The sequence below is a fragment of the Ruegeria sp. CH10 genome (assembly GCF_056537125.1).
Genome location: NZ_JBQFQY010000006.1, coordinates 220,139 through 241,257, shown reverse-complemented (window position 1 = coordinate 241,257; position 21,119 = coordinate 220,139). Strand labels below are relative to the sequence as shown.

At 58.5% G+C, this 21,119-nt stretch carries 26 protein-coding genes and 2 tRNA genes; 10 read left to right on the top strand and 18 right to left on the bottom strand.

Annotation, left to right across the window (positions count from 1 at the left end):
* Positions 1 to 134: 134 nt before the first annotated feature.
* Entirely contained in the window at positions 135 to 836 is a 702-nt protein-coding gene (locus tag ACRZ94_RS17710; RefSeq protein ID WP_480655245.1) for an HAD family hydrolase, read from the bottom strand.
* A 93-nt stretch (positions 837 to 929) separates the two neighbouring features.
* Between ACRZ94_RS17710 and clpS the strand changes: the two genes are divergently transcribed.
* The 4 genes from clpS to hemF are packed head-to-tail and all read left to right on the top strand — an operon-like array spanning position 930 to position 3,994.
* The gene (gene clpS, locus ACRZ94_RS17705) at positions 930 to 1,274 is read left to right on the top strand and encodes an ATP-dependent Clp protease adapter ClpS (RefSeq protein ID WP_480655247.1); all 345 of its coding nucleotides are present in this window, start codon (positions 930 to 932) and stop codon (positions 1,272 to 1,274) included.
* A gap of 26 nt (positions 1,275 to 1,300) precedes the next feature.
* Complete coding sequence (locus ACRZ94_RS17700; RefSeq protein WP_480797949.1) at positions 1,301 to 2,266, top strand: class I SAM-dependent methyltransferase; 966 nt, start codon at positions 1,301 to 1,303, stop codon at positions 2,264 to 2,266.
* 37 nt (positions 2,267 to 2,303) lie between these two features.
* Positions 2,304 to 3,104: an SDR family NAD(P)-dependent oxidoreductase gene (locus tag ACRZ94_RS17695; protein WP_480655251.1), complete on the top strand. Its 801-nt coding sequence runs from the start codon at positions 2,304 to 2,306 to the stop codon at positions 3,102 to 3,104.
* Between the two features lie 5 nt (positions 3,105 to 3,109).
* Positions 3,110 to 3,994 carry an oxygen-dependent coproporphyrinogen oxidase gene (gene hemF, locus ACRZ94_RS17690; protein WP_480655253.1) on the top strand — a complete coding sequence of 295 codons (885 nt, stop codon included), beginning with the start codon at positions 3,110 to 3,112 and terminating at the stop codon, positions 3,992 to 3,994.
* A 6-nt stretch (positions 3,995 to 4,000) separates the two neighbouring features.
* Here hemF and ACRZ94_RS17685 read toward each other — a convergent pair whose 3' ends face one another.
* The 4 genes from ACRZ94_RS17685 to modA are packed head-to-tail and all read right to left on the bottom strand — an operon-like array spanning position 4,001 to position 7,058.
* On the bottom strand, positions 4,001 to 4,453 hold the full coding sequence (locus tag ACRZ94_RS17685; RefSeq protein ID WP_480655255.1) for a hypothetical protein: 453 nt from the start codon (positions 4,451 to 4,453) through the stop codon (positions 4,001 to 4,003).
* A gap of 38 nt (positions 4,454 to 4,491) precedes the next feature.
* A complete protein-coding gene (gene modC, locus ACRZ94_RS17680; protein ID WP_480655257.1) occupies positions 4,492 to 5,589 on the bottom strand; it encodes a molybdenum ABC transporter ATP-binding protein in 1,098 nt (365 codons plus the stop codon).
* Complete coding sequence (modB, locus tag ACRZ94_RS17675) at positions 5,586 to 6,278, bottom strand: molybdate ABC transporter permease subunit (RefSeq protein ID WP_480797948.1); 693 nt, start codon at positions 6,276 to 6,278, stop codon at positions 5,586 to 5,588. The genes modC and modB overlap by 4 nt, the downstream gene beginning before the upstream one ends.
* Positions 6,279 to 6,281: 3 nt before the next feature.
* Positions 6,282 to 7,058, bottom strand: coding sequence for a molybdate ABC transporter substrate-binding protein (gene modA, locus ACRZ94_RS17670; protein ID WP_480797947.1), 777 nt, complete (start codon positions 7,056 to 7,058; stop codon positions 6,282 to 6,284).
* A gap of 200 nt (positions 7,059 to 7,258) precedes the next feature.
* Between modA and ACRZ94_RS17665 the strand changes: the two genes are divergently transcribed.
* Positions 7,259 to 7,334, top strand: a tRNA-Val gene (locus ACRZ94_RS17665).
* A 76-nt stretch (positions 7,335 to 7,410) separates the two neighbouring features.
* Here the strand turns inward: ACRZ94_RS17665 and ACRZ94_RS17660 are convergent.
* The 4 genes from ACRZ94_RS17660 to ACRZ94_RS17645 all read right to left on the bottom strand — a co-directional run bounded on the left by ACRZ94_RS17660 (position 7,411) and on the right by ACRZ94_RS17645 (position 8,622).
* A complete protein-coding gene (locus ACRZ94_RS17660) occupies positions 7,411 to 7,608 on the bottom strand; it encodes a hypothetical protein (RefSeq protein ID WP_480655263.1) in 198 nt (65 codons plus the stop codon).
* A 127-nt stretch (positions 7,609 to 7,735) separates the two neighbouring features.
* Positions 7,736 to 7,812 (bottom strand) — tRNA-Arg (locus ACRZ94_RS17655).
* Between the two features lie 21 nt (positions 7,813 to 7,833).
* A complete protein-coding gene (locus ACRZ94_RS17650; RefSeq protein ID WP_480655264.1) occupies positions 7,834 to 8,310 on the bottom strand; it encodes a GNAT family N-acetyltransferase in 477 nt (158 codons plus the stop codon).
* Positions 8,311 to 8,622, bottom strand: coding sequence for an ETC complex I subunit (locus tag ACRZ94_RS17645; RefSeq protein ID WP_480655265.1), 312 nt, complete (start codon positions 8,620 to 8,622; stop codon positions 8,311 to 8,313).
* A 153-nt stretch (positions 8,623 to 8,775) separates the two neighbouring features.
* On the opposite strand from ACRZ94_RS17645, the gene uvrB reads away from it, so the two are divergent.
* From uvrB to ACRZ94_RS17630, 3 genes are all read left to right on the top strand, one after another.
* The gene (uvrB, locus tag ACRZ94_RS17640; protein ID WP_480655266.1) at positions 8,776 to 10,962 is read left to right on the top strand and encodes an excinuclease ABC subunit UvrB; all 2,187 of its coding nucleotides are present in this window, start codon (positions 8,776 to 8,778) and stop codon (positions 10,960 to 10,962) included.
* A gap of 2 nt (positions 10,963 to 10,964) precedes the next feature.
* Positions 10,965 to 11,489, top strand: coding sequence for a hypothetical protein (locus ACRZ94_RS17635; protein ID WP_480655268.1), 525 nt, complete (start codon positions 10,965 to 10,967; stop codon positions 11,487 to 11,489).
* A gap of 420 nt (positions 11,490 to 11,909) precedes the next feature.
* Complete coding sequence (locus tag ACRZ94_RS17630; protein ID WP_480797946.1) at positions 11,910 to 12,617, top strand: ORF6N domain-containing protein; 708 nt, start codon at positions 11,910 to 11,912, stop codon at positions 12,615 to 12,617.
* Here the strand turns inward: ACRZ94_RS17630 and ACRZ94_RS17625 are convergent.
* The 4 genes from ACRZ94_RS17625 to ACRZ94_RS17610 all read right to left on the bottom strand — a co-directional run bounded on the left by ACRZ94_RS17625 (position 12,614) and on the right by ACRZ94_RS17610 (position 14,205).
* Complete coding sequence (locus tag ACRZ94_RS17625) at positions 12,614 to 12,967, bottom strand: MmcQ/YjbR family DNA-binding protein (RefSeq protein ID WP_480797945.1); 354 nt, start codon at positions 12,965 to 12,967, stop codon at positions 12,614 to 12,616. The two genes, ACRZ94_RS17630 and ACRZ94_RS17625, sit on opposite strands and share 4 nt — an antisense overlap.
* 70 nt (positions 12,968 to 13,037) lie before the next feature.
* Entirely contained in the window at positions 13,038 to 13,445 is a 408-nt protein-coding gene (locus ACRZ94_RS17620) for a hypothetical protein (RefSeq protein WP_480797944.1), read from the bottom strand.
* Between the two features lie 64 nt (positions 13,446 to 13,509).
* Positions 13,510 to 13,800 carry an antibiotic biosynthesis monooxygenase family protein gene (locus ACRZ94_RS17615; RefSeq protein ID WP_480797943.1) on the bottom strand — a complete coding sequence of 97 codons (291 nt, stop codon included), beginning with the start codon at positions 13,798 to 13,800 and terminating at the stop codon, positions 13,510 to 13,512.
* A 99-nt stretch (positions 13,801 to 13,899) separates the two neighbouring features.
* Entirely contained in the window at positions 13,900 to 14,205 is a 306-nt protein-coding gene (locus ACRZ94_RS17610; protein WP_480655278.1) for an excalibur calcium-binding domain-containing protein, read from the bottom strand.
* 247 nt (positions 14,206 to 14,452) lie between these two features.
* On the opposite strand from ACRZ94_RS17610, the gene ACRZ94_RS17605 reads away from it, so the two are divergent.
* Positions 14,453 to 14,956, top strand: a complete 504-nt coding sequence (locus ACRZ94_RS17605) for a HugZ family pyridoxamine 5'-phosphate oxidase (protein ID WP_480655280.1) — start codon at positions 14,453 to 14,455, stop codon at positions 14,954 to 14,956.
* Here the strand turns inward: ACRZ94_RS17605 and ACRZ94_RS17600 are convergent.
* Together ACRZ94_RS17600 and ACRZ94_RS17595 are read right to left on the bottom strand one after the other, a co-directional pair.
* A complete protein-coding gene (locus ACRZ94_RS17600) occupies positions 14,941 to 15,348 on the bottom strand; it encodes a universal stress protein (protein ID WP_480655282.1) in 408 nt (135 codons plus the stop codon). The genes ACRZ94_RS17605 and ACRZ94_RS17600 overlap by 16 nt on opposite strands.
* 65 nt (positions 15,349 to 15,413) lie before the next feature.
* Positions 15,414 to 15,740 carry an antibiotic biosynthesis monooxygenase family protein gene (locus ACRZ94_RS17595; protein ID WP_480655284.1) on the bottom strand — a complete coding sequence of 109 codons (327 nt, stop codon included), beginning with the start codon at positions 15,738 to 15,740 and terminating at the stop codon, positions 15,414 to 15,416.
* Positions 15,741 to 15,886: 146 nt separating this feature from the next.
* On the opposite strand from ACRZ94_RS17595, the gene ACRZ94_RS17590 reads away from it, so the two are divergent.
* Positions 15,887 to 16,549, top strand: coding sequence for a hypothetical protein (locus ACRZ94_RS17590; protein ID WP_480797942.1), 663 nt, complete (start codon positions 15,887 to 15,889; stop codon positions 16,547 to 16,549).
* A gap of 44 nt (positions 16,550 to 16,593) precedes the next feature.
* On the opposite strand, the gene ACRZ94_RS17585 is transcribed toward ACRZ94_RS17590, so the two are convergent.
* The 3 genes from ACRZ94_RS17585 to ACRZ94_RS17575 form a co-directional block, all read right to left on the bottom strand.
* Complete coding sequence (locus ACRZ94_RS17585; protein ID WP_480655288.1) at positions 16,594 to 18,882, bottom strand: glycosyl hydrolase family 28-related protein; 2,289 nt, start codon at positions 18,880 to 18,882, stop codon at positions 16,594 to 16,596.
* 130 nt (positions 18,883 to 19,012) lie between these two features.
* A complete protein-coding gene (locus ACRZ94_RS17580) occupies positions 19,013 to 19,414 on the bottom strand; it encodes a DUF4864 domain-containing protein (RefSeq protein ID WP_480655290.1) in 402 nt (133 codons plus the stop codon).
* 48 nt (positions 19,415 to 19,462) lie between these two features.
* Complete coding sequence (locus tag ACRZ94_RS17575) at positions 19,463 to 21,037, bottom strand: lysine--tRNA ligase (RefSeq protein ID WP_480655292.1); 1,575 nt, start codon at positions 21,035 to 21,037, stop codon at positions 19,463 to 19,465.
* Positions 21,038 to 21,119: the final 82 nt, after the last annotated feature.

The window sequence follows — 21,119 nt, the reverse complement described above, 5'->3', positions numbered from 1 at the left end:
GCTATTTGGTGAAGGCGGGATTTGCACACAAAATGTAGCGGAACAGCCCCCCGGCCCCCACTAGATCACGCAGCCCCCACTGAAAACTCTTTCCTTGTTCGATGATTTTTTTGAACTGCGGCCAAATGGCAACATCAGGCAAGCGCCTGAACAAGGTCGGCCAATTGGCCCAAATCCTGCAATTCGCGGTAACGCGGATTTTCTGCCGGGGTTTCAGCCTGCTCAATCTCCCACACCAGGCCGTGAGGCACGTAGACGCCCCAGCTTCCGGCCTGAATTGCGGCCACCACATCAGAGCGCATCGAATTGCCGACCATCATCGCCGTTTCGGGGCCATTGCCGTAATCCTCAAAGATCCTCTGGTAAGTCTGCGGCGTTTTCTCGGACACGATCTCGACACCGTCGAACAGATCGCCTAAGCCGGACTGCGCCAGTTTGCGCTCCTGATCGATCAAGTCCCCTTTGGTGATCAAAACCACCTGATGAGTCGCCGCGACGCTGCGGATCGCCTCTTGTGCATGGGGCAACAGCTCGATCGGATGGGCCAGCATGTCCTGCCCGGCTTCGATCAACTGGCGAATGACCGCAGCGGGCACACGGTCCTCGGTGACTTCGATCGCTGTTTCGATCATCGACAGGGTAAAGCCTTTGATTCCATAGCCATATTGGCGAATGTTGCGCTTTTCAGCCTCAAGAAGCCGCTCCATCAGGTGGTCCTTGTCGGCATGATCAGCCAGCAATTCGGCGAAATGGGCCTGGGTCAGCTGAAAAAATCGTTCATTGTGCCACAAAGTGTCATCCGCATCGAAGCCGATTGTGGTAAGGTTTTGGCCCATGTCTTATACGTCCCGCTGGCTCTTTTCTCTGGCCCGTTCGACGTTATATAAGCGCACAGACAAACCGAAGCCTGAATTGGACACTGGAACGCGATGCTGGAACACCAATGGATGATGTCTGACCATTCGGACGACGACGATGCGGATTCGTCTCTCCTGGTGCAGACGCGCCCCAAGACCAAGCGTCCGCCGCTTTACAAGGTCCTGCTGCTGAATGATGACTACACGCCGATGGAATTCGTCGTGCATGTGTTGGAGCGGTTCTTCGGCATGACCCATGCGCAGGCGTTCGAGATCATGCTGACCGTCCATAAAAAGGGCGTGGCGGTGGTTGGGGTCTTCAGCCATGAGATCGCGGAAACCAAGGTCGGGCAGGTCATGGACTTCGCCCGTCGGCATCAGCACCCCCTGCAATGCACAATGGAGCGGGAAGAGTAAGCCCGCGCGCTCTTTCCAAATCAACAATGTCCCCTCGTCTTGAATTAGCTCTGGAAAGCGGCCTTGCGCTGTCGCAACCGCTGAGCGTGCTTGCGCCCGTGATGGCCACCGATCTTTCGGCGCTGCCGCGTGAAACGCAGGTGGTGCAGCCCTTTAAACCTTTCCATGACCATTTCGCGCAGCAAGGTTTTGCAACCGTGCCCGAGGCGCAGGATAGCTGTCAGGACGTGATCGTGTTCCTGCCGCGCGCCAAGGCGCTGGCGCGGTCGATGGTGCATCAGGCGTGCCAGCGCGCCAGTGGCGTGGTTGTTGTGGACGGTGCCAAGACAGACGGCGTGGACAGCCTGCTGAAAGACATCCGCAAACGCGTTTCCGTCGAGGGGCCGATCTCAAAAGCCCATGGCAAGATTTTCTGGTTCCAGTCCGATCCGGCAGCCTTTGCGGATTGGGCGGCACCAGACACGCAGGCCGCCGACGGGTATCGCACCGCACCCGGTGTGTTTTCCGCAGACGGGATTGACCCGGCGTCGGCCCTGTTGCTGGCAACCCTGCCCGGCAAACTGGGCGCGCGGGTTGCCGATCTGGGCGCTGGCTGGGGGTATCTCTCGGCTGGTCTGCTGCAAACCCCGGGCCTCAAATCCCTGCATCTGGTCGAGGCTGACCACATCGCCCTGACCTGCGCCCACACCAATGTCGATGATTCCCGCGCGCAATTCTACTGGGCGGATGCGGTGACGTGGCGCGCGCCTGAACCGGTCGATACGGTGGTGATGAACCCGCCCTTTCACACCGCCCGCAGCGCTGAGCCCGAGTTGGGACAGGGCTTTATCCGGTCAGCCGCACAGAACCTGACCCGCAGCGGCAGCCTTTGGATGGTTGCCAACCGCCACTTGCCTTATGAGGCAACGCTGTCCGATGCGTTCGCCCATGTCGAAGAAGGGACCGGCGATAATCGGTTCAAGGTGTTTCACGCCTCTCGCCCTCGGCGGTGATCCCCGTTAACCTGCGCCGCAACTCAGGAGTTTACGCATGTCCTTTTCTATCGCTGGCAAGACCGCAATCGTAACCGGCGGGGCCAATGGCGTGGGTTTGGCCATCGGTCGGCACTTTGCCGACGCAGGGGCCAATGTCATGTTCGCAGATATGGACGAAAAGCGACTGGCCGAAGAGCTGGGCGAACAGGCGGATGACAGCAACATCAAGTTTTTCGCGGGCGACCTGCGGGAAAAGCTGACCATCAACAACCTGCTCTCTGCCACCATCGATGCCTTCGATCAGGTCGATATTCTTGTGAACGGCGCGCGGCAGGTGATCCCGTCCGATCCGCTGGATGTCGAAGACGACTCGGTCAAGACCCTGCTGAACCAGAACCTCATGCCCGCCCTGCGGCTCAGCCAGGTGGTTGCCAAACGGATGATCAAACAGGCCGGTGAAGACGGTGACGGCCCGATTGGCTCAATCATAAACCTGTCTTCGATCGCGGCCCGGCGTACCCACCCTGATCTGATGGCCTATTCGGTTTCCACCGCCGCGCTGGATCAGATGACCCGGTCGCTGGCCGTGGCGTTGGCGCCGAACCGTATCCGCGTGAACTCAATCGCGCTGGGGTCGGTGATGAGCGCCTCTCTGCAATCGGCCCTGAAAGAGAACCGTGAATTCCGCGACGACATCGAAAAACACACCCCGCTGGCCCGGATCGCCGCGCCCACCGAACTGACCGAAACGGCGCAGTTTCTGGCCTCGGACGCGGCAGGGTTCATCACCGGCCAAATTCTGACCATTGACGGCGGCCGCACCCTGCTGGACCCTGTCGCAGCCCCGGCACATTGATCCCCATGTTTGATACTGAAAAATCCACCGCCTCTGCCTGGTTTCGCCAACTGCGCGACCAAATTGTCACCGCCTTCGAAGCGCTGGAAGACAACCATGACAGCGGGCCCTTCTCGGACGCAAAACCGGGGCGGTTCGAGGTCAAGGAAACCACGCGGCAATCTCAGGACGGATCGGATGCAGGCGGCGGGCTGATGTCCGTGATGCGCGGCGGCCGGGTGTTTGAGAAAGTCGGCGTGAATATCTCGACCGTCTACGGCAGCCTGGGTGAACGGGCGCAACAGGCGATGGCCGCGCGCAAAGGTATTCCGGGTATGGCCGAAGATCCGCGTTTCTGGGCCTCGGGCATTTCGCTGGTGGCACATATGCAGAACCCGCATGTCCCTGCGGTCCATATGAACACGCGGATGTTCTGGACGCCGCATGCCTGGTGGTTTGGCGGCGGGTCCGACCTGAACCCCTGCATCGAGTATGCCGAGGACACGGCCCATTTCCACGCCACCCAAAAGGCGTATCTGGACCCGCATGGTGCGGCACATTACCCGCGCCTCAAGGAATGGGCGGATGAGTATTTCTATATACCGCATCGCAAGCGGGCGCGCGGTGTCGGTGGCATATTCATGGATGACTACTGCACCGGCGACTGGGCAGGTGATTTTGCCCTGACCCAGGATATTGGTCGCGCGTTCTTGCCTGCCTTTGTGCCCCTGGTCGAAAAGCGCCGTGTTCAGGGGTTTGGTGAGGCGGATAAGACCACGCAACTGGTTCATCGCGGTCTTTATGCGGAATACAACCTTGTCTATGACCGAGGCACCAAGTTCGGGCTGGAAACCGGCCATGACCCGGATGCCGTTTTGATGAGCCTGCCGCCCATGGCCCAATGGGTCTGATCGGGCCTAGAAATCGAAATCCAGAAGATTGTCAAAGCAATGGCTTTGCGCCCCACTGGCCGACATGTTCTCGCCCACGCGGCTGACTGTGATCGAATAGCTTTTGGACGTGTCGCCCCCTTCGGGCGGGGTCAGCGAAAACTGCACCGTCCGGTTCGACTTGTCATAGGCTTTTGAGACATAGATGCGTTGGGTCGTAGGCACACCAAGGGTTCGAATGGCAAAATCGCCAATCCCGCACCAATAGGCGATTGCCGCCGAAGATCCATGGGCCGCAACTTGAAAGGTGCCGTCTTGCAAGGGCGTGACAGTCGTTCGATAGGTGGGACTGGTTCTGACCCCGACACCAAATCCTACGGCCTGTGTCTGAACGGGTAGCATTAGGGCCAGTACCAAACCAGATACTTTTAGAAAACGCATGAACTCAATCCCTGCCTCAATGTCGACATTGGTAGGCATGATAATATCTTGTGGGATCGAGTAAAGCCGTCAAAGCCCTACGGCAAGGTGACCCGCCCGCCCACATCCTGCGGCGCCAAGGCCACCGTCTTGATTACCGCAAAGCAGGGCAAACCGGGCTCAAGCCCCAGTGCCTGAACCGACCGCCGTGTGACGCGGGCCAGCACCGGCCCTGCGTTTGTGCGAACCGAAACGATGGCCCCCGGCCCATCCCCTGCGCGGATCGTTTCAACCGTGCCCTCCAGCATGTTCAGGGCCGACAACCCCTCGGGCCGTTTGTTGGACAAGATAACCTCTTGCGCGGGGATGCGAATGCGCAGCTCTTCCCCGATCTGATGCGGAATGCGGGGCAGGAACAGGCGGGCGTCGCCCGCCTCAAGCTCGGTCAGCCCGTCGGCGTGATGATCGCGGACCCGAACCCTCAGCACCGCCCCCACGGCGCGCACACCGGCTGGGGCGACGGATGGGTCTGCCATGACCTCGGATGCCGGGCCATGCCGCACCGCCTTGCCATCCTGCAAAGCAACCACAGAGGTCGCCAGCCGGGCAACCTCGGCCGCGGAATGGGTGACGTAGAGAATGGGAACCGAAACCTCATCCCGCAGCCGTTCGAAATAGGGCAGAATTTCAGCCTTTCTGGCATCGTCCAGCGCGGCCAGAGGCTCATCCGCCAGAATCAGACGCGGACTAGCCAGCAAGGCGCGCCCGATGGCAACGCGTTGCTTTTCGCCCCCCGACAAGCCAGCGGGGCGTCGGTCCAGCAGGTGCCCGATGCCCAGCATCTCAATCACTTTGTCCGGGTTTTCACGGCGGGCCTTTCTGGGCGCAAACCAGCGGCCATAGGACAGGTTCTGCCGCACGGTCAGGTGCGGAAACAGGCGACCTTCCTGAAAGATGTAGCCCAAGCGTCGACGGTGCGGGGGCAGCCAGATATTCCGCTCGGTATCAAACAAGTCCCAACCGTCCACAGCCACGCGTCCGGCCTTGGGACGCAGCAGCCCCGCCACCGCGTTGACGACCGTCGTTTTCCCCGAACCAGATCGCCCAAACAGAACGGTCACGCCCGAGGGCGCATCGAATTCAAGGTTCAACTGAAGGTCGGGCAGATCGTGCTGCAGGCGGACAGAAAGGCTCATGACCCTGACACCCGCGCAGCGGCGCGGCGGCCAACATATTCCGACAGCAACAACGCCCCCATGGCGATGATGATCGACACCACCACCAGCCGGGTCGCGGCGGCCTCCCCTCCCGGCACTTGCAGAAAGGCGTAAACAGCCGATGGCAGGGTCTGGGTCTGGCCGGGAATGTTGGAAACAAAGGTGATCGTGGCCCCGAACTCCCCCATCGCCTTGGCGAATGCCAGGATCGCACCGGCGATCACACCCGGCAAGATCATCGGCAAGGTCACCGTGGCAAAGACAAAGAATCTGGATGCGCCCAAAGTGGCGCCTGCCTGTTCCAGCCTTGGGTCAACCGCCTCAATCGACAGGCGGATGGCGCGCACCATCAGCGGAAAGGCCATGATCCCCGCTGCCAGAACCGCCCCGGTCCAGCGAAAGGCCACAACGATGCCGAATTCGGACAACAGCTTGCCCAGCGGGCCCTGAACGCCAAATGTCAGCAACAGCAAATAACCCGTCACAACGGGGGGCAGAATCAAGGGCAGGTGCACAAGGCCATTCAAAAGCTGACGGCCCGGAAACCGCCAGCGGGCCAGTGCGTAAGCCACGAAAATCCCCAAGGGCAACGTCACCAGCGTGGCCCAGAACGACACCCGCAGCGATAGCCTGAGCGCTTCCATTTCGGCGGGGCCCAACCATCCCATCGCTCAGCCGCCCGGCAGGGTAAAACCCTGCTCAGCAAAGATCTTTTGGGCCGCGTCAGATCTCAGATACTCAAGAAAAAGCCGCGCGTCCGGCCCGGCCGTCGCGGTCAAAGCTGCCGGATAGACAATCGGCGGATGAAGCGCTGCAGGGAATGTGGCCACAACCCGCACCCGTTCCTCAACCTCAGCGTCAGAGCGATACACAATCCCCAAAGGCGCAGCCCCCGCGGCCACCAACGCCAGCGCAGCCCTAACGTTATCCGTTTGCGCGATCCGGGACTGAACATCTTCCCATATCCCCAAGTTCTGCAGTGCGGCCTTGCCGTAAATACCCGCGGGCACAGCATCCACCAGCGCCATCGCCAGATGGCCGCCCTCCAGCATCGCCACCAGATCGGTTTCTGGCCGCATTGGGCCGACCGGTTCCTGATCCGCCCCGCCGATCAAAACCAACCCGTTCCCCAATAAATCCACCCGCGACGTCGCATCAACCCGGTCCTGATCCTGCAACAGATCCATCCAGTCCACATTGGCCGAGATGAACAGATCCGCAGGGGCCCCCAGTTGAATCTGGCGCGCCAAAACGGATGACGCGGCATAAGAGACGATCACATGATGCCCCTCCTGCTGCTCAAAGGCAGGAGCAATCTCATCCAATGCGTTTTTCAGGCTGGCCGCCGCGAAAACCAAAATCTCCGCTGCCCCCGCTCGGATCGGAAGCAACGTCAAAACACCCAGAACCAAGGCGATTGAACAGCGGCGGGCAAGGGACCGGATCATGAACCCTTCGATTGGTAAGTTACAGCTTCTTCGGGAATATCTGAGGTCACAGGGAACAGGCAAGCGCCTTTCCCGATGCGAGACCTGGCGCGTGCTGAAATGTCATAGCCCAGCGGACACTGAGCTATCCCAATTTGTCTCAAAGAATTTTGCCTGACCCTCTTGCGCCCGCGCGCTGGCTTGGCTACATGCACCGTCACGGGTGATTAGCTCAGTTGGTAGAGCGCTTCGTTTACACCGAAGATGTCGGGAGTTCGAGTCTCTCATCACCCACCATCCTAGCCTCGATGAGTTGCAGAGCCCGCTCTTGCAGAAGCTCCAATATTCGTTCCTGGCCCTTCGGAAAACAGCTCTAGTTCGGCTGCACCGCGACCAGTACCACGTCCAGCTTTTCTTCCAGCGCCTGCAATTTGCGCAGGTCGTCTTTCGGCAAATTCGCGCTATCGGCCTCAACCGCGGCCAGCGCCACAACCGGGCGACCGATTTCCTTTTCCAGCGCCTGAACAGCGTTAAGCTTGTCAGCTTCCAAATTTGCGATTGGATAGAGCATGTTATCCTCCTGTCTGCATCTGACAGATAATATAGCTCATTTTCCAAATTTCACAGCAAAGCAATTTTTCCGATGGTGAACATCGGTTTTCCACACTCTCAAGCGCGGCAAAACAGCTTTGAAGAAATGGCGATCCCTGAAGGACTCGAACCCTCAACCTGCTGATTAGAAGTCAGCTGCTCTATCCAGTTGAGCTAAGGGACCGCTGCGCCCTTCTTGCGGTTTTTACCGACGGGGTTCAAGAGCCAAGCGCATGAAAGCGCTGTTTGGATCCTCATCATACCCATGTATCGGCCCGCAATAGGAATAGCCCAGCGCCTCATAGAGTTTGCGCGCGGCATCATATTCGGGCAGATGATCCGCGCCCGTCTCAAGAACCAGAGCGGAAACCCCTTCGGCCTGCGCCTGTTCGGCCAAATATCTCATCATCATCCGTGCCAATCCGCGCCCTCGGGCATGGGACAGGATATGTACCGATTTCACCTCAGCCGTCCCGTCAGGCAGCGCCTTAAGCGCCCCACAGCCAAGCGCCGTATCCCCGTCGTAAAGCCCCCAGAACCGCATGCCCGGCGCGCGCAAGGCGTCGACATCCAGCGTATGGTTCGAGGTTTGCGGCGTCGCCTCCCAACTATGGGCCAGATGGGCCTGAATGATCGGGCGCAGGTCGTCCGCTGCGGGGTCGGCCTGCTTGATTTCGATCATTTAGTGGGTCCAGGGGCTGCGCCGGTCGGTGGCAAAGTTTTCCCCGTACCCGCGCGCGCGCAGGTTGGGTTTGCGCGAGTGCGGTTCACTGACCTGCGCGTTGATCCCGTTATCCTTGGCGTAGTCCAGCGCCTCTTCCTTGGTGTCGAATTTCAGACGCACCTGGGTCTGCGTGTCACTGGATGAGGTCCAGCCCATCAGCGGATCCACCTCACGCGAAGAGGCGGGGGCGTATTCCAGAATCCACTTGCGGGTCTTGGCCATCCCCGAGGTCATCGCATTTCGCGAAGGCTGGTAAATCCGTGCGCGCATATCGCCTCTCCGTACTCACTTGGCTGGGGATGTTTATGCGTCAGACGGGCGATGCGGACAAGTCCGCAATTGTCGCAATTGAAGCGATCGGAAATGCCCCCTTGAACAAGAACAAAAACAGACCAAAATCAGGCGCGAAAGGAATCCCCCCTTATGGCCTATGCTCATTCCGACAAGACCCAGCTGACTGCCGAAGATGTCCGCGCCCGCCTGAAGCTGGAAGGTGGCAAGGCGTTTGTCATGCACACTGATTTTGCACCCGCAGGGGACCAGCCCACGGCCATCACGGAACTGGCAGGCGGCGTGCGGGACGGTGAGCGCGATCAGGTGCTATTGGGCGCAACCGGCACGGGCAAGACCTTCACTATGGCCAAGGTGATCGAGGAAACCCAGCGCCCCGCTATCATTCTTGCGCCCAACAAGACACTGGCCGCGCAGCTATATGGTGAATTCAAAGGTTTCTTTCCCGAAAACTCGGTGGAATATTTCGTCAGCTACTACGACTATTATCAGCCCGAGGCTTATGTCCCGCGCAGCGACACCTACATCGAAAAAGAATCCCAGATCAACGAACAGATCGACCGGATGCGCCACTCGGCCACGCGGGCGCTGCTGGAACGCGACGATGTGATCATCGTGGCGTCGGTCTCGTGCATCTACGGTATCGGCTCGGTCGAGACCTACGGGGCGATGACGCAGGACCTGAAGGTGGGCAGCGAGTACGATCAGCGGCAGGTGATGGCCGATCTGGTCGCCCAGCAATACCGCCGCAACGATCAGGCGTTTCAGCGCGGGTCGTTCCGGGTGCGCGGCGACAGCTTGGAAATCTGGCCTGCCCACCTAGAGGATCGTGCCTGGAAACTGTCGTTCTTTGGCGAGGAACTGGAACAGATCACCGAATTCGACCCGCTGACTGGCGAGCGCACAGCCACGATGGAGCAGGTGCGGGTCTATGCGAATTCCCACTACGTGACGCCGAAACCGACCATGCAACAGGCGATCATCGGGATCAAAAAGGAACTGCGCATCCGGCTGGACCAACTGGTGGGCGAGGGCAAACTGCTGGAGGCGCAGCGTCTGGAACAGCGCACCAATTTCGACCTTGAGATGCTTGAGGCCACCGGCGTCTGCAACGGGATCGAAAACTATTCGCGCTACCTCACGGGCCGCGCCCCCGGCGAACCGCCCCCGACCCTGTTCGAATTCATCCCCGACAACGCGATTGTCTTCGCCGACGAATCCCACGTCAGCGTGCCCCAAATCGGCGGCATGTACCGGGGCGACTATCGGCGCAAATTCACGCTGGCCGAACATGGCTTCCGCCTGCCGTCCTGCATGGACAACCGCCCTTTGAAGTTCGAAGAATGGGACGCCATGCGCCCGCAATCCGTCTTTGTCTCGGCCACGCCGGCCAAGTGGGAGATCGAGCAGACCGGCGGCGTGTTCACCGAGCAGGTGATCCGCCCCACTGGCCTTCTGGACCCTGAGGTCGAAATCCGCCCGGTATCCATGCAGGTCGACGACCTGCTGGATGAGGTGCGCAAGGTCACCGCCAATGGTTTCCGCACATTGGTCACGACGCTGACCAAACGCATGGCGGAAGACCTGACCGAATACCTGCACGAACAGGGCATCAAAGTGCGCTACATGCACTCGGACATCGACACGATCGAACGGATCGAAATCCTGCGCGACCTGCGGCTGGGCGCCTTTGACGTCCTGATCGGCATCAACCTGCTGCGCGAGGGGTTGGACATCCCCGAATGCGGGCTGGTCGCCATTCTGGACGCGGATAAAGAAGGGTTCCTGCGCTCCGAGACCTCTTTGGTCCAAACCATCGGTCGCGCCGCTCGGAACGCCGATGGCCGCGTGATCATGTATGCCGACAAGATCACCGGCTCGATGGAACGCGCCCTCAATGAGACCAACCGCCGCCGCGCCAAGCAGATCGCCTATAACGAGGAACACGGCATCACGCCCGAGACGGTGAAGAAAAACGTCGAGGACGTTCTGGCCGGGCTCTATGAGGGCGACGTCGACATGAACCGCGTCACCGCCACCATCGACAAACCGATGCACGGCGCCAACCTCGAGGCGCATCTGGACGGGTTACGCGAGAAGATGCGCAAAGCCGCCGAGAACCTCGAATTCGAAGAGGCCGCCAATATCCGCGATGAGATCAAACGTCTGGAAGCGGTCGATCTGGCCGTCGCCGACGACCCCATGGCGCGCCAATGGGCGGTCGAGAAAGCCTTCGAAGGCGCGGTGAAATCGCGGGGTCGGTCTACGGCAGGACGGCCGGGGCAGCGGGGTGGGAATGTGAAGAGGCGGAAGCGGTGAATATGTTCAAGAATTTCTTACTGCATACTCTTTTTGGGTTTTTTTCAGTCTTCCCATTCGGGCCAGCGAATTCCGAAATTGAAAATCGTTCAACGGAATTAGGGCGACCGGTAAGAGTACTTACCGAAGGGATATCAGGCATTCTGTTGAGGCAAGTTTTGGATTGGAACGACTTAGACGAAATGGATTTCAGCCACAACTCGGACAAGCTGTCTGAGTTCGATATGCTTCTGGTATTTGTGGATGAATTCGAAGAGATGGGTGCTCTTAGCATTATCGAGCAACTCGGCTTGAAAGAAAATTTTACGACTGAAGCTGGAGTACATCCGTTTATGATCAGTCTCTCTGTCAATTTCAAAGAAACTGAAATACCGTTCCCAATTATTGCTGTTGATCGAAGGCAGTTCTACGCCAGAGACATAGCGTGCCACCCACCATTTTTGAGGGACATTATTCTGCAGTTTGATCCGAATGCAGTTGCCGAAGACGAGGAAAGTTATCGTACCGTGCCTGAATGCATAAGATGATACAGTGTATCAGAAGGCCCTATTCCAACCACAGCAAACATCAGGAAAATCAAACGAGTTCAGCTTGGTGCCTAGCTCTGGCGGGCGATTGCTTGCTGTGGGCTGACTGTCGCTGGCACTGGCTGGCTGTCGTTGGCTTTTGCTTGCTGTTGCTGGCGCTTGGCTGGCTGTTGCTTGCTGCGGCTTACGATGGCTTGCGTGCTGCTGGGTTCCTGTGAACTCGTTGTAGATTTCATATAGGTACGCCCGGAGTGATGTCAATAAAAAATCCAATAAAAACATATAGTTGACTTATTTACTCGGGCATTTTGGCGGGATCGACTTGTCCAACCCTTTTCTGCGCATCAGCAGTTCAACCTTGCAGCCCAGCGCGGCCTGCTTCACGTTTGAAATCACAATCTGTGATTCCAAACGGTTACCATGACAAACCCCAACACCCTGCCCAGCACGCATGAGGTTCAAAGCGCCATTCACAAGGTGCGGGGCACGCGTGTGGTGCTGGCCGAGGATCTGGCGCAGTTCTATGGGAAAACCGTCAGCGCCTTTAATCAGGCGGTGGCGCGCAACACGGATTTGTTCGAGGGCTACCGCTTTCAGCTAACCGATGCCGAGGTTGCCGGTTTGCAATCACAAAATGTGATCTCAAAGCCCAAGGGGCGCGGCGGTCGGCGGGTCAATCCGTGGGTCTATACGGATTACGGTGTGGCCATCGCCTCGGCCCTGTTCAAGGATCCGCGTGCGATCCGGATCACACGGATGATCACCGAGGCCTTTGTGGACGGCGCAAATACACTAGCCGAGACCCCGCGCAGCCTGCCCGAGATTCTGCCGCCCGAGGGCACCCCTGCCCCTCTGCTGCCCAATGGGGAACAACTGCGCGATCTGGCCGAGAACATTCTGGACTCGGGCCAGCAGAGCCTTGTCGATTACATCGCAAACCCCACCACCAAACGTCAGCAGGCGGTGGCCGCGATCATGAAGACCCTGGCCGAGACCGCAGGCGAAGAGGTGCGCACCCAGCATGAGCGCCTGCGCCTGAACATCGCGCAACGTCTGGCCGCCGGGGATTATGCCGACGATGATGACCGCAAGCGCTTGCTGGATCTGTTGCACGCGATGAAGGGTTAGAGCCCAAGTTCGGCCCGCGCCTTTTTGGTCAGCTTGGCGACCACCAGATCATAGGATGTCACGATATGGTCGCGCAGGGAGGTGTCGCTCATCCCGCGGTCTTCATAGACCTGCAGCCATTTCATCCCCCGTGACGCCAGATAAGGCGCTGGGCGGATACCGGGGGCATCGCTGAGCACCTCAAAGGCCAGATCGGTCGCCTTGAAGGTGAACGCGTCCTTGCCGTCATTCCAGCCGCAGATCGCAAAGACCTTTCCGCCGACTTTCCACACATCCGCATTGCCCCATTGCACAACATGGCTGGTGGCCTTGAGGCTGGCGCAAAATGTATTGAACTCGTCCCGCGTCATGGGCGGAAACTGGCATGCGGACCCGCCCGGATCAACCAGAGGATTTCTCCTCTGATTGATGGTGCAAAGGTCAGTAGCTGACCCACCAGTCATGCAGATTGCGCTTGCCGTCACTGAACCTCAGGTCACGGCCCAGGAAATAGACCATCGAACAGCGCTCGGGCCCGCCGCTGATTTCCGAGATACGGCACAATTCGTTGCCTTTGACGGACCAGGTGCCCTTATCCTCCCACGAGCCATCATTGGCAGAGGAATACTGCCTGCCATCCTTTTCAAACGTCCAGGTCCAGTTCGAACTTTTGAGCGTTTTCCCAGACACGATCTTTTCGATAGAGGCGCCATCCATCTGCTGCGCGCCCATCTCTTTGATCTGGGTGACTTTGGTTGCAGACAGATACTCTTCGGACGCATCAGCGGCGGTTGCGATGGAAAACTGAGCCGCGATCAAAGCTATTGCGGTGCATTTGAAAAAGTTCATCGAACATTCCTCATGATTAACTTTTGGTACAATAATTGCTCTGGCTTCCTGTGAAGGAGGAAACCTACCCCTTGTCCCAATGGACAACGACATCAAACCCGACGGGGGTTGGAGGGGTTTCAAGAAAGTCGGCGAAATGAGCCCAAAGCGCGGCCACTTTAGGCGCGTTGGCGTTCGAGCTTTCCTCGCTTTGAACAATGGCGACCACATAGCCCGAGCCGTCGTCGTTCATCACATTCGTAAAGCTGTGCATGCCGTTCATGCCCATGATCTGATCTTTCAATTCATTCATCTTGGCCTCTGCGGCGTCGCGCATGCCGGGTTTCATTTTGAATTGGGTAATACGTGCAAACATGACTTTCCTCCCGTTCAGGGCAAAATTCCCTAGAGCGCGGGCGAAATGGCCCGCGGGGCGCAGTGTATCACAAATTGACGGTTTCTTGGATTCGGCTGCCTAGGGCCGGACGAACTTGGCCGAGCCGACTGAGCGCGACTGCGGTTTTTCGGCCTGTCGCGGAGCCGCCGTTTGAACCGGAGCCTCCACCGCAGTGTCGCAGGCAATGCCATCGCCGTCAGGGTCGTGTTGCGGGTGATACCCCGGCCCGCCCGCGAAAAAAGGCCCAGGCACAACCGACTGAACCGCGTCACATCCCGCCATGGCAATCAGGTGAATCAGGGCCTCTTCCCCTTCATAATCCGAGGTCCGCAGATACACACCCATGGCAACGCCCAAAGTGGTTACTGGCAACATCAGAACCATGAGCAATATCCGAACCGGCGAAAGCGCCCGCTTGCGCGTGGCTTCAGCCCGCCGCTGACGCCGCGAGATTTTTTGAGGGGTAGGTTCCGTTTCGGATTCCGAGCTTGGCATGTCGATTCCATACTCTGGATTTGTGGCGAAACCGAGACCCTGGTGCGATCCTTGGCACCGACAAAACAAACCCTCGCGACCGCTTGGGGATGCGGTTATGGTTCACGTGTGACAGACCCCGCCAGAGCAACAGAAAATGCCCGACTCCACCCCTTTTCGTCAGGTTGACGACACGGCCCGCGACCTGGCCCGCACACTGATCGAAAGCGCCACCTTTGGCGCGCTTGCAACGATGCAACCGGGCACGACAGCACCTTCGGTCTCGCGCATTGCCGTGGCAACGGACGAGAATGGTGAGATGGTAACGCTGATCTCGACGCTGGCGGATCACACACAGGCGCTGCGCAATGCACCCGCCTGTGCAGTGTTGATCGGCGAGCCAGGCCAAACCGGTGACCCTTTGACTCATCCGCGCCTGACCCTGCACGCCAAGGCGCAGTTCATCGCGCGCGACAGTTCAGATCACACGGCTTTGCGGACGCGGTATCTGACATTGCGACCAAAATCTAAGCTTTACATCGATTTCGCCGACTTCGGCTTTGTGCGGTTCAAAGCGGTTGATGCGCTGCTGAATGGCGGCTTTGGCAAGGCATGGCGCCTGACTGCAGCCGACTTGCAATCCAATCAGCGCACCACGTGAACGGCACAGGCGGCGTGGCGGACCACATGGTTTGCCGTCGACCCCAACAGCAGGTCCTGCATGCCCGGACGGTGAGACGCCATGATAATCAAATCAGGTTTGTTCGCCGCCGCCCAGTCCAGAATGGTACGCCCGGAGTGGCCTTCGACCACCACACCTTTCGCGTTTGGCAGTTTCGAGGCCAGCTCGTCCAGCTCTGTCTGAAGCGCCTTGCGGGCCTGGGTCAGATATTCTGGTGGCATGTAGGATATCGCATAGTTCGGAATATGCTCGACCACATGGAGCAGAGTGATCTGCGCGTCTGGCGTTGCCAAAACCCCCGCCAGCTTCAATGGTCCGGAAATATCCCGTTCGGCATCGAATGAAATCGGAACAAGTATGTTGTGATACATGACGCGCACCTCTGGTTGCTTGACGTTATGTTGCACCAGACCTAACCCCAAGGCTTTGATCCAAATCAGGAACTGCCGAAGGTCTCGGCCACGTCATACATCACCGGCTCAAAGCTTTTGCACAGCTCGTTGATCTTGCGATTGCGGTCTCGCATTTCTGGCGTACGCAACATGGCCAGGAAATCGTCACGCCGTTCCCATTGCGAGTAGTTGGCAATCCGCGTCTGCGCATCATTCACATGCAGCCCTGCTGCGACAAACCCGGGCTGCTTCGAAATGAATTCAGCATACGCATCCGTCAGGGCCTCTAACAGATCCTGACAGGTTCCCGGGGTCATTTCAAAGGTGGTGATAACTGTCTGGACGCTCGCGCTCTTGGAAATTTTCGGCATCTGGATACTCCTTTGTCTGATCTCAGCCTAACACAGGTTTTTTGATAGGCACCGGGTTTCATGCTCTGACCCCGTTCGTTCAGACATTCTCGAAAAATGAACGAAAGACTAACGATCCGTTAACCAAGCTGACCGATGCTGCGCGCATGTGGCGTGTGTTCGTTCTTTTTTTTGTGTTGCTGTCCGCGGGACCAGCGTGGTCCGGCGCGTGGCTGCGGGAAAAGGGCACGGCTTTTACAGCGGTCTCAGTCACTGCATTTCAGGACGTTGCAGGCGGGTATGATTATAAAACAGCATTTTATGCGGAATACGGCTATCGACCCAAACTGACCATTGGGCTGGATTTCGAAGAGCACCGGGATCACTTTGGCCACGCTCTGGCCTTTGTGCGGGTACCTGTTGCAGATTTCGGAAACCGGGGCCGCTTTGCTGCCGAATTCGGAGCAGGCGCACACCACCGCCAGCTTAGGGCCTGGGCCACGTACAAGGTGACATTATCCTATGGCAAAGGCTTTCAAACCGGTTGGGGAAACGGATGGCTGGCGGTCGATACAGCGCTGGAATACCGCACACATGATACCGTGCTTCGCAAACTGGATTTTACTGCCGGGCTGTCGGCGGATCGGCGATTGAACCCGCTTTTGCAGATCGAAACAGCTTATAGCTCGGATGAAACGCTGTATTGGCGCGCGCGGCCATCGATCATGTACCGCCCCAAGAAGGGCAAAGTGACGTGGGTACTGGGCCTGGAACGCAACAACGCGCGCAACAACACTGGGTTGAAACTAGCGATCTGGAATGAATTCTGATCCGCAAGGATGGGCCGCCCCGATCCGGGACGGCCTGCATGGGCTTAACGCTCCATCCGAATAATCGTCGAGACCTCACCCCGCACGGCCTCGGGCCAACGCAGGTTGATAGCGTTGTTCGACGCACCTTGCCCCGTTTCAATGTAAGGGCTGGCATAAGACACCGCCCCGAACGCGTTTCTCAGCGGACCCAACTTGGTGATTGCGTCGCAGCTGCGTGCCGCCCCACCAAAGGGCAGATTTCCTGACGTGGGAACAGTCCAGACCTGCGCAGCAGATCCCTGCGCCTTCCGAACCCGCAACGGGTTTGACACCGTTTGCGTGACGCCGTGAAAGGTGTTGTTCTCAAACGTCACATCCCGATGCGCAAACCTGTTCAAGGTTGCAAAACTGGTGTCCACCCTTTCAACCCGTGTGATATTGCCGTTGGTCGAACGGAACTTGTTTCCCGTGATAACGACACCGTTCAGGAAGTGCCCGGCCCCATAGGGACGGATCACCAGGTAGGTAAACCAGGTCGGCACTTCGCTGGAGTAGAAGATGTTATCGGTAATCGCCATCGAACTGAATGAAAACCCGGCAGTGTAAACTGGGTCGGCATCTCGCTCGTTGGTCCACTGGATCGAGCAGTTATCCACATAGTTCCCGGATATGGTCGAGCTGTTATAGGCCCCGATCATAATCATCCCGTGGCTGCGCACGCCCTGTGGAATGCTGTCGCCCTGAAAGAAGTGATTGCCCAGAATCATATGGTTGGTGCCGCCCATGACGGCAAAGTGAAGAAACCGCACAGCCCTGTTGTGACGCAGCTTCACGTCGTTGGCCGTGACGTTCAGCGCAATCGATTTCCGGTCCGAGACGTTAAAGGACTCTTCCGAGGACAAGAACTGGCAGTTGTCGATCAGCATACCCTGACAGCCCGTGCCAATCGAGGTGATGCCGCGGTCTTTCGGGCGGCTGACAAAGCAATTTGTCACGGCAAAGGTGCTGCCCGACGGGGCCAGACGGATTGCGCTGCTGCGGCCGTTGCACTGAAACTCGATCTCTTCCATGCCGAATTTGCGCAAGGTGCTGAAGCCGCTGAAATCCAGCAGGTACTTGAAAGCTTCAAAGGTGAAAGTCTGCGTGCCCGCCGCATCATAGAGTGGCGCGTTCAGAGTGATCTCACCCGCGCCTTCGTTTTTCGAACGCACATAAATCTCACGCCCAACACCGCTGCCGGTCACCAGCGATCCGACGGGAATATTGGCCACATTGGCCACGTTTGTCAGCCGGGTGGGATCGCTGGGATTGTAGGTCGCGACCGAGGTAAAGGTCTCGGTATCCCAGGCCGAACTGCTTTGCACGTCGAACTGGCCATTGCGGATAACCCGGCGCGTTGAGAACCCGGTTTGCCGGTTCGGCACAGCGGCGGCCATGTCGATGGGTTCGCTGACCGAAATCTTCCGACCGCCCAGATCCAGCGATTCATGATCCGAATTGTTCAGCAGCGCCTGAAATGCCTTTTTGAAGGCCAGCATCTCGCTGCCAAAGGCGTTGATGTATGTTGGCAGATCAAAATTCTTGGTCAGCAACAGCATCTTGTCATCGGGCATCGTGACGGTGCCCTCGAAATCCACCTCGGACGCCATCGAGGTATTCTGGGCCAGCAGATAGGTGCCCTCGGGCACAAATACCGTGCGGCCGTTGGCGGCCTGATCCGCCGCCTCGAACGCGCCCGAGTCGTCCACCACGCCGTCGCCAATCGCGCCAAAGTCACGCACATCGACAAGGCTGATCAGATTGCGCAGAAATACGCCCGTGACGTCGGTGATCTCGATGTCGTCGACCCGGATGACAGCACCGTTTGCACCGTCAATATCCAGACCAAAATGCCCATACAAAGCCTGCACACCCCAGGGCATATCCACGCCCGGGCGCTGGCCAGTGCCGACAATGGCCGTGATCTCGTGCACCGTGCCGTAGCCTGACAACTGGGTCGCCGGGCCCTGCTCGGCCACGCCGGTCACCTGAACGTCACCGGCCCCACCGGCCCAACCGGCGATGCGCACCTCGGGCAATGGGCCGCTGATGGCTTTGACCCGCGCTTTGATCTGCAAATAGCACCCCGGCAGCAACGGCGTCTGACCCATATAGCGCAGACGCTGCGTGGTGCTGACCTTCAGAATCTCCAGACAGCCGCCGAAATCCGCATCCGCCGGGACAAACGCGCCTGTGCCGGACCCGTCATAGGTTGGCGAGCCGGGCGTTCCATCGCCGCTGGACCATACATTCAGACCATTCGCAAAAGCAGGCGGCATGAACACGATGCCGTCGGTGATTGCCTTGTTCATAGAAATCCCTTTCCCAATCGCGCCGCATCAGCGCGCATTAACCCAGGGCCCGGGGTCGCCCCGAGCGCAAAAGCCTGAGTATCGAACAGGGATTAACCGTCGCTCATATCACCGTGACGGTCGTGTTGCGTCAGACCGCCGGATCGGAATTGCCCAACAGCTGCACGCCGTTGATCTTCCAACCGTTGTCCAGCGGAACCATCTGATAGTCGAGGATATGCACCCGACCCTCACCATCCGTGATCATCACTTTCTGCCAAAGGGCGCCGGATACCTCACGCAGCTCCAGAAACCGCACATCCGCCGGGCGCCAGACCATCGGATAGCCGCGCTTGACCATGACGCCAAAGTTTTCGGGCGTTTGGAACAGACGTTGGATATTGGGGCTGGCAAAGGTAAAGGCGGTGGCAAAATCATCCGCCTGAAACGCCTGTATCTGCGCCGCGATATTCGCCTCGATCTCGGCGTTTTGGGCAAACGCCCCCGAGGCCAGTCCGGCACTCAGGGAAACAGCAAGCAATAGACGACGCATGGGGCCACCTCCTGATCCAAGGGTAGCCCCACGCGGGATCAGGTCAAATCAGACCAGCTCTCCGGCGAGGGCCTTGTCAATCAGCGCAATCGTTTCGGGCACGCCATAAAGTGCGATGAAGCCACCAAAGCGCGGCCCTTGCGAGGCCCCCAGCAGCACTTCGTAAAGTGCCGTGAACCAGCCGCGCATCGGATCAAACCGCTCGCGCCCGATGGAATAGACCACCGATTGCAGTGCCTCATCTTCGATGGGACCATCATAGGCTGTCAGCGCGGCTTGCAACGCCTCCAGTGCTTCGCGCTCCTGATCAGTGGGCGCGCGGTGCTGACGGGTTGGCTTGACGAAGTCGTTGAAGTAACGCACGGCAAATCCGGCCGCCTGATCCATATCGGGATGCGTTTCCGCCGTGGCCTCCGGCGCATAGCGACGGATAAAGCCCCACAGCGCCTCTTTATCCTCGGCCCCTGAAACGGACGCGAGGTTCAAGAGCATCGCAAACGGTACCATCAGCGTGGATTCAGGAACCTCACCGCCATGGATATGCCAGACCGGGTTGTTCAGCTGTGCTTTCAGCTCTTGCCCCGGATAGGCGCGCAGCTGCTGGTGATATTCATCCACCGCTTTCGGGATCACGTCGAAATACAGTCGCTTGGCCGTCTTGGGCTTTTGATACATGAAATACGACAGGCTTTCAGGCGCGGCATAGGTCAGCCACTCTTCCATCGACAAGCCGTTGCCCTTGGACTTCGAGATCTTCTGCCCCTGTTCATCATTGAACAGCTCATAGCTCAATGCTTCGGGCGGCTGTTTGCCCAGCGCCCGACAGATTTTCGACGACTGCGTGACCGAGTCGATCAGGTCCTTGCCCGACATCTCATAATCCACGCCCAGCGCGGCCCAGCGCATGGCCCAGTCGGGCTTCCACTGCATCTTGACGTTGCCGCCAGTGACCGGGATTTCGACCTTTTCGCCATCGGGCTCTTGGTAGACAATGGTGCCTTTGGCCACATTGCGTTCCAGCGTCGGCACCTGCAGCACATGGCCGGTTTTCGGGCTGATCGGCAGGAAGCATGAATAGGTCTCACGCCGCTCGGGCCCGAGGGTCGGCAGCATGATTTCCTGAATCTTGTCGAACCGCTCCAGCGCGATCAGCAGCGTCTCATCGAACTTGCCGCTGGTGTAGTAATCGGTGGCCGAGGCGAATTCATACTCGAACCCGAAACTGTCCAGAAAGTCGCACAGCATCGCGTTGTTATGCTGTGCAAAGCCTTCATGTGTGCCAAACGGGTCGCGCACTTTGGTCAGCGGCAGATGCAGGTCTTCTTTCAACTCGTCCTGCATGGGTACGTTGGTCGGCACCTTGCGGAACCCGTCCATGTCATCTGAAAAACAGATCAGTTTGGTGGGAATGTCGCTGATCTGCTCGAACGCGTGGCGCACCATAGATGTCCGCGCGACTTCACCAAAGGTGCCGATATGCGGCAGACCCGAGGGGCCATAGCCCGTCTGAAACAGCACATATCCCTTTTCCGGAGCACCCTTCTGATAGCGTTTGAGCACCCGGCGCGCCTCTTCAAAAGGCCAGGCCTTAGACGCAATCGCGGTTTCACGCAGTTCAGACATCAGATTTGCTCCATCCGGAAAAACAATGTCGGTCGCCCCATGCAACCGACCGGCCCCTCCTATTGTGCCGCTGCAGCATGAG

What these genes read in the sequence shown, in the direction of transcription:
- ACRZ94_RS17580 (WP_480655290.1), bottom strand. Translation starts at nt 19,414, where the DNA reads ATGCGTCGTCTATTGCTTGCTGTTTCCCTGAGTGCCGGACTGGCCTCG.
- ACRZ94_RS17695 (WP_480655251.1), top strand. Translation starts at nt 2,304, where the DNA reads ATGTCCTTTTCTATCGCTGGCAAGACCGCAATCGTAACCGGCGGGGCC.
- ACRZ94_RS17585 (WP_480655288.1), bottom strand. Translation starts at nt 18,882, where the DNA reads ATGAACAAGGCAATCACCGACGGCATCGTGTTCATGCCGCCTGCTTTT.
- ACRZ94_RS17615 (WP_480797943.1), bottom strand. Translation starts at nt 13,800, where the DNA reads ATGTTTGCACGTATTACCCAATTCAAAATGAAACCCGGCATGCGCGAC.
- ACRZ94_RS17710 (WP_480655245.1), bottom strand. Translation starts at nt 836, where the DNA reads ATGGGCCAAAACCTTACCACAATCGGCTTCGATGCGGATGACACTTTG.
- ACRZ94_RS17650 (WP_480655264.1), bottom strand. Translation starts at nt 8,310, where the DNA reads ATGATCGAAATCAAGCAGGCCGACCCCGCAGCGGACGACCTGCGCCCG.
- ACRZ94_RS17700 (WP_480797949.1), top strand. Translation starts at nt 1,301, where the DNA reads ATGTCCCCTCGTCTTGAATTAGCTCTGGAAAGCGGCCTTGCGCTGTCG.
- ACRZ94_RS17645 (WP_480655265.1), bottom strand. Translation starts at nt 8,622, where the DNA reads ATGCGCGCACGGATTTACCAGCCTTCGCGAAATGCGATGACCTCGGGG.
- ACRZ94_RS17685 (WP_480655255.1), bottom strand. Translation starts at nt 4,453, where the DNA reads ATGCCTACCAATGTCGACATTGAGGCAGGGATTGAGTTCATGCGTTTT.
- ACRZ94_RS17610 (WP_480655278.1), bottom strand. Translation starts at nt 14,205, where the DNA reads ATGGTTCTGATGTTGCCAGTAACCACTTTGGGCGTTGCCATGGGTGTG.
- ACRZ94_RS17600 (WP_480655282.1), bottom strand. Translation starts at nt 15,348, where the DNA reads ATGTATCACAACATACTTGTTCCGATTTCATTCGATGCCGAACGGGAT.
- ACRZ94_RS17605 (WP_480655280.1), top strand. Translation starts at nt 14,453, where the DNA reads ATGCCCGACTCCACCCCTTTTCGTCAGGTTGACGACACGGCCCGCGAC.
- hemF (WP_480655253.1), top strand. Translation starts at nt 3,110, where the DNA reads ATGTTTGATACTGAAAAATCCACCGCCTCTGCCTGGTTTCGCCAACTG.
- clpS (WP_480655247.1), top strand. Translation starts at nt 930, where the DNA reads ATGCTGGAACACCAATGGATGATGTCTGACCATTCGGACGACGACGAT.
- ACRZ94_RS17660 (WP_480655263.1), bottom strand. Translation starts at nt 7,608, where the DNA reads ATGCTCTATCCAATCGCAAATTTGGAAGCTGACAAGCTTAACGCTGTT.
- modA (WP_480797947.1), bottom strand. Translation starts at nt 7,058, where the DNA reads ATGATCCGGTCCCTTGCCCGCCGCTGTTCAATCGCCTTGGTTCTGGGT.
- ACRZ94_RS17620 (WP_480797944.1), bottom strand. Translation starts at nt 13,445, where the DNA reads ATGAACTTTTTCAAATGCACCGCAATAGCTTTGATCGCGGCTCAGTTT.
- uvrB (WP_480655266.1), top strand. Translation starts at nt 8,776, where the DNA reads ATGGCCTATGCTCATTCCGACAAGACCCAGCTGACTGCCGAAGATGTC.
- ACRZ94_RS17590 (WP_480797942.1), top strand. Translation starts at nt 15,887, where the DNA reads ATGTGGCGTGTGTTCGTTCTTTTTTTTGTGTTGCTGTCCGCGGGACCA.
- ACRZ94_RS17630 (WP_480797946.1), top strand. Translation starts at nt 11,910, where the DNA reads ATGACAAACCCCAACACCCTGCCCAGCACGCATGAGGTTCAAAGCGCC.
- ACRZ94_RS17575 (WP_480655292.1), bottom strand. Translation starts at nt 21,037, where the DNA reads ATGTCTGAACTGCGTGAAACCGCGATTGCGTCTAAGGCCTGGCCTTTT.
- modC (WP_480655257.1), bottom strand. Translation starts at nt 5,589, where the DNA reads ATGAGCCTTTCTGTCCGCCTGCAGCACGATCTGCCCGACCTTCAGTTG.
- ACRZ94_RS17625 (WP_480797945.1), bottom strand. Translation starts at nt 12,967, where the DNA reads ATGACGCGGGACGAGTTCAATACATTTTGCGCCAGCCTCAAGGCCACC.
- modB (WP_480797948.1), bottom strand. Translation starts at nt 6,278, where the DNA reads ATGGGATGGTTGGGCCCCGCCGAAATGGAAGCGCTCAGGCTATCGCTG.
- ACRZ94_RS17635 (WP_480655268.1), top strand. Translation starts at nt 10,965, where the DNA reads ATGTTCAAGAATTTCTTACTGCATACTCTTTTTGGGTTTTTTTCAGTC.
- ACRZ94_RS17595 (WP_480655284.1), bottom strand. Translation starts at nt 15,740, where the DNA reads ATGCCGAAAATTTCCAAGAGCGCGAGCGTCCAGACAGTTATCACCACC.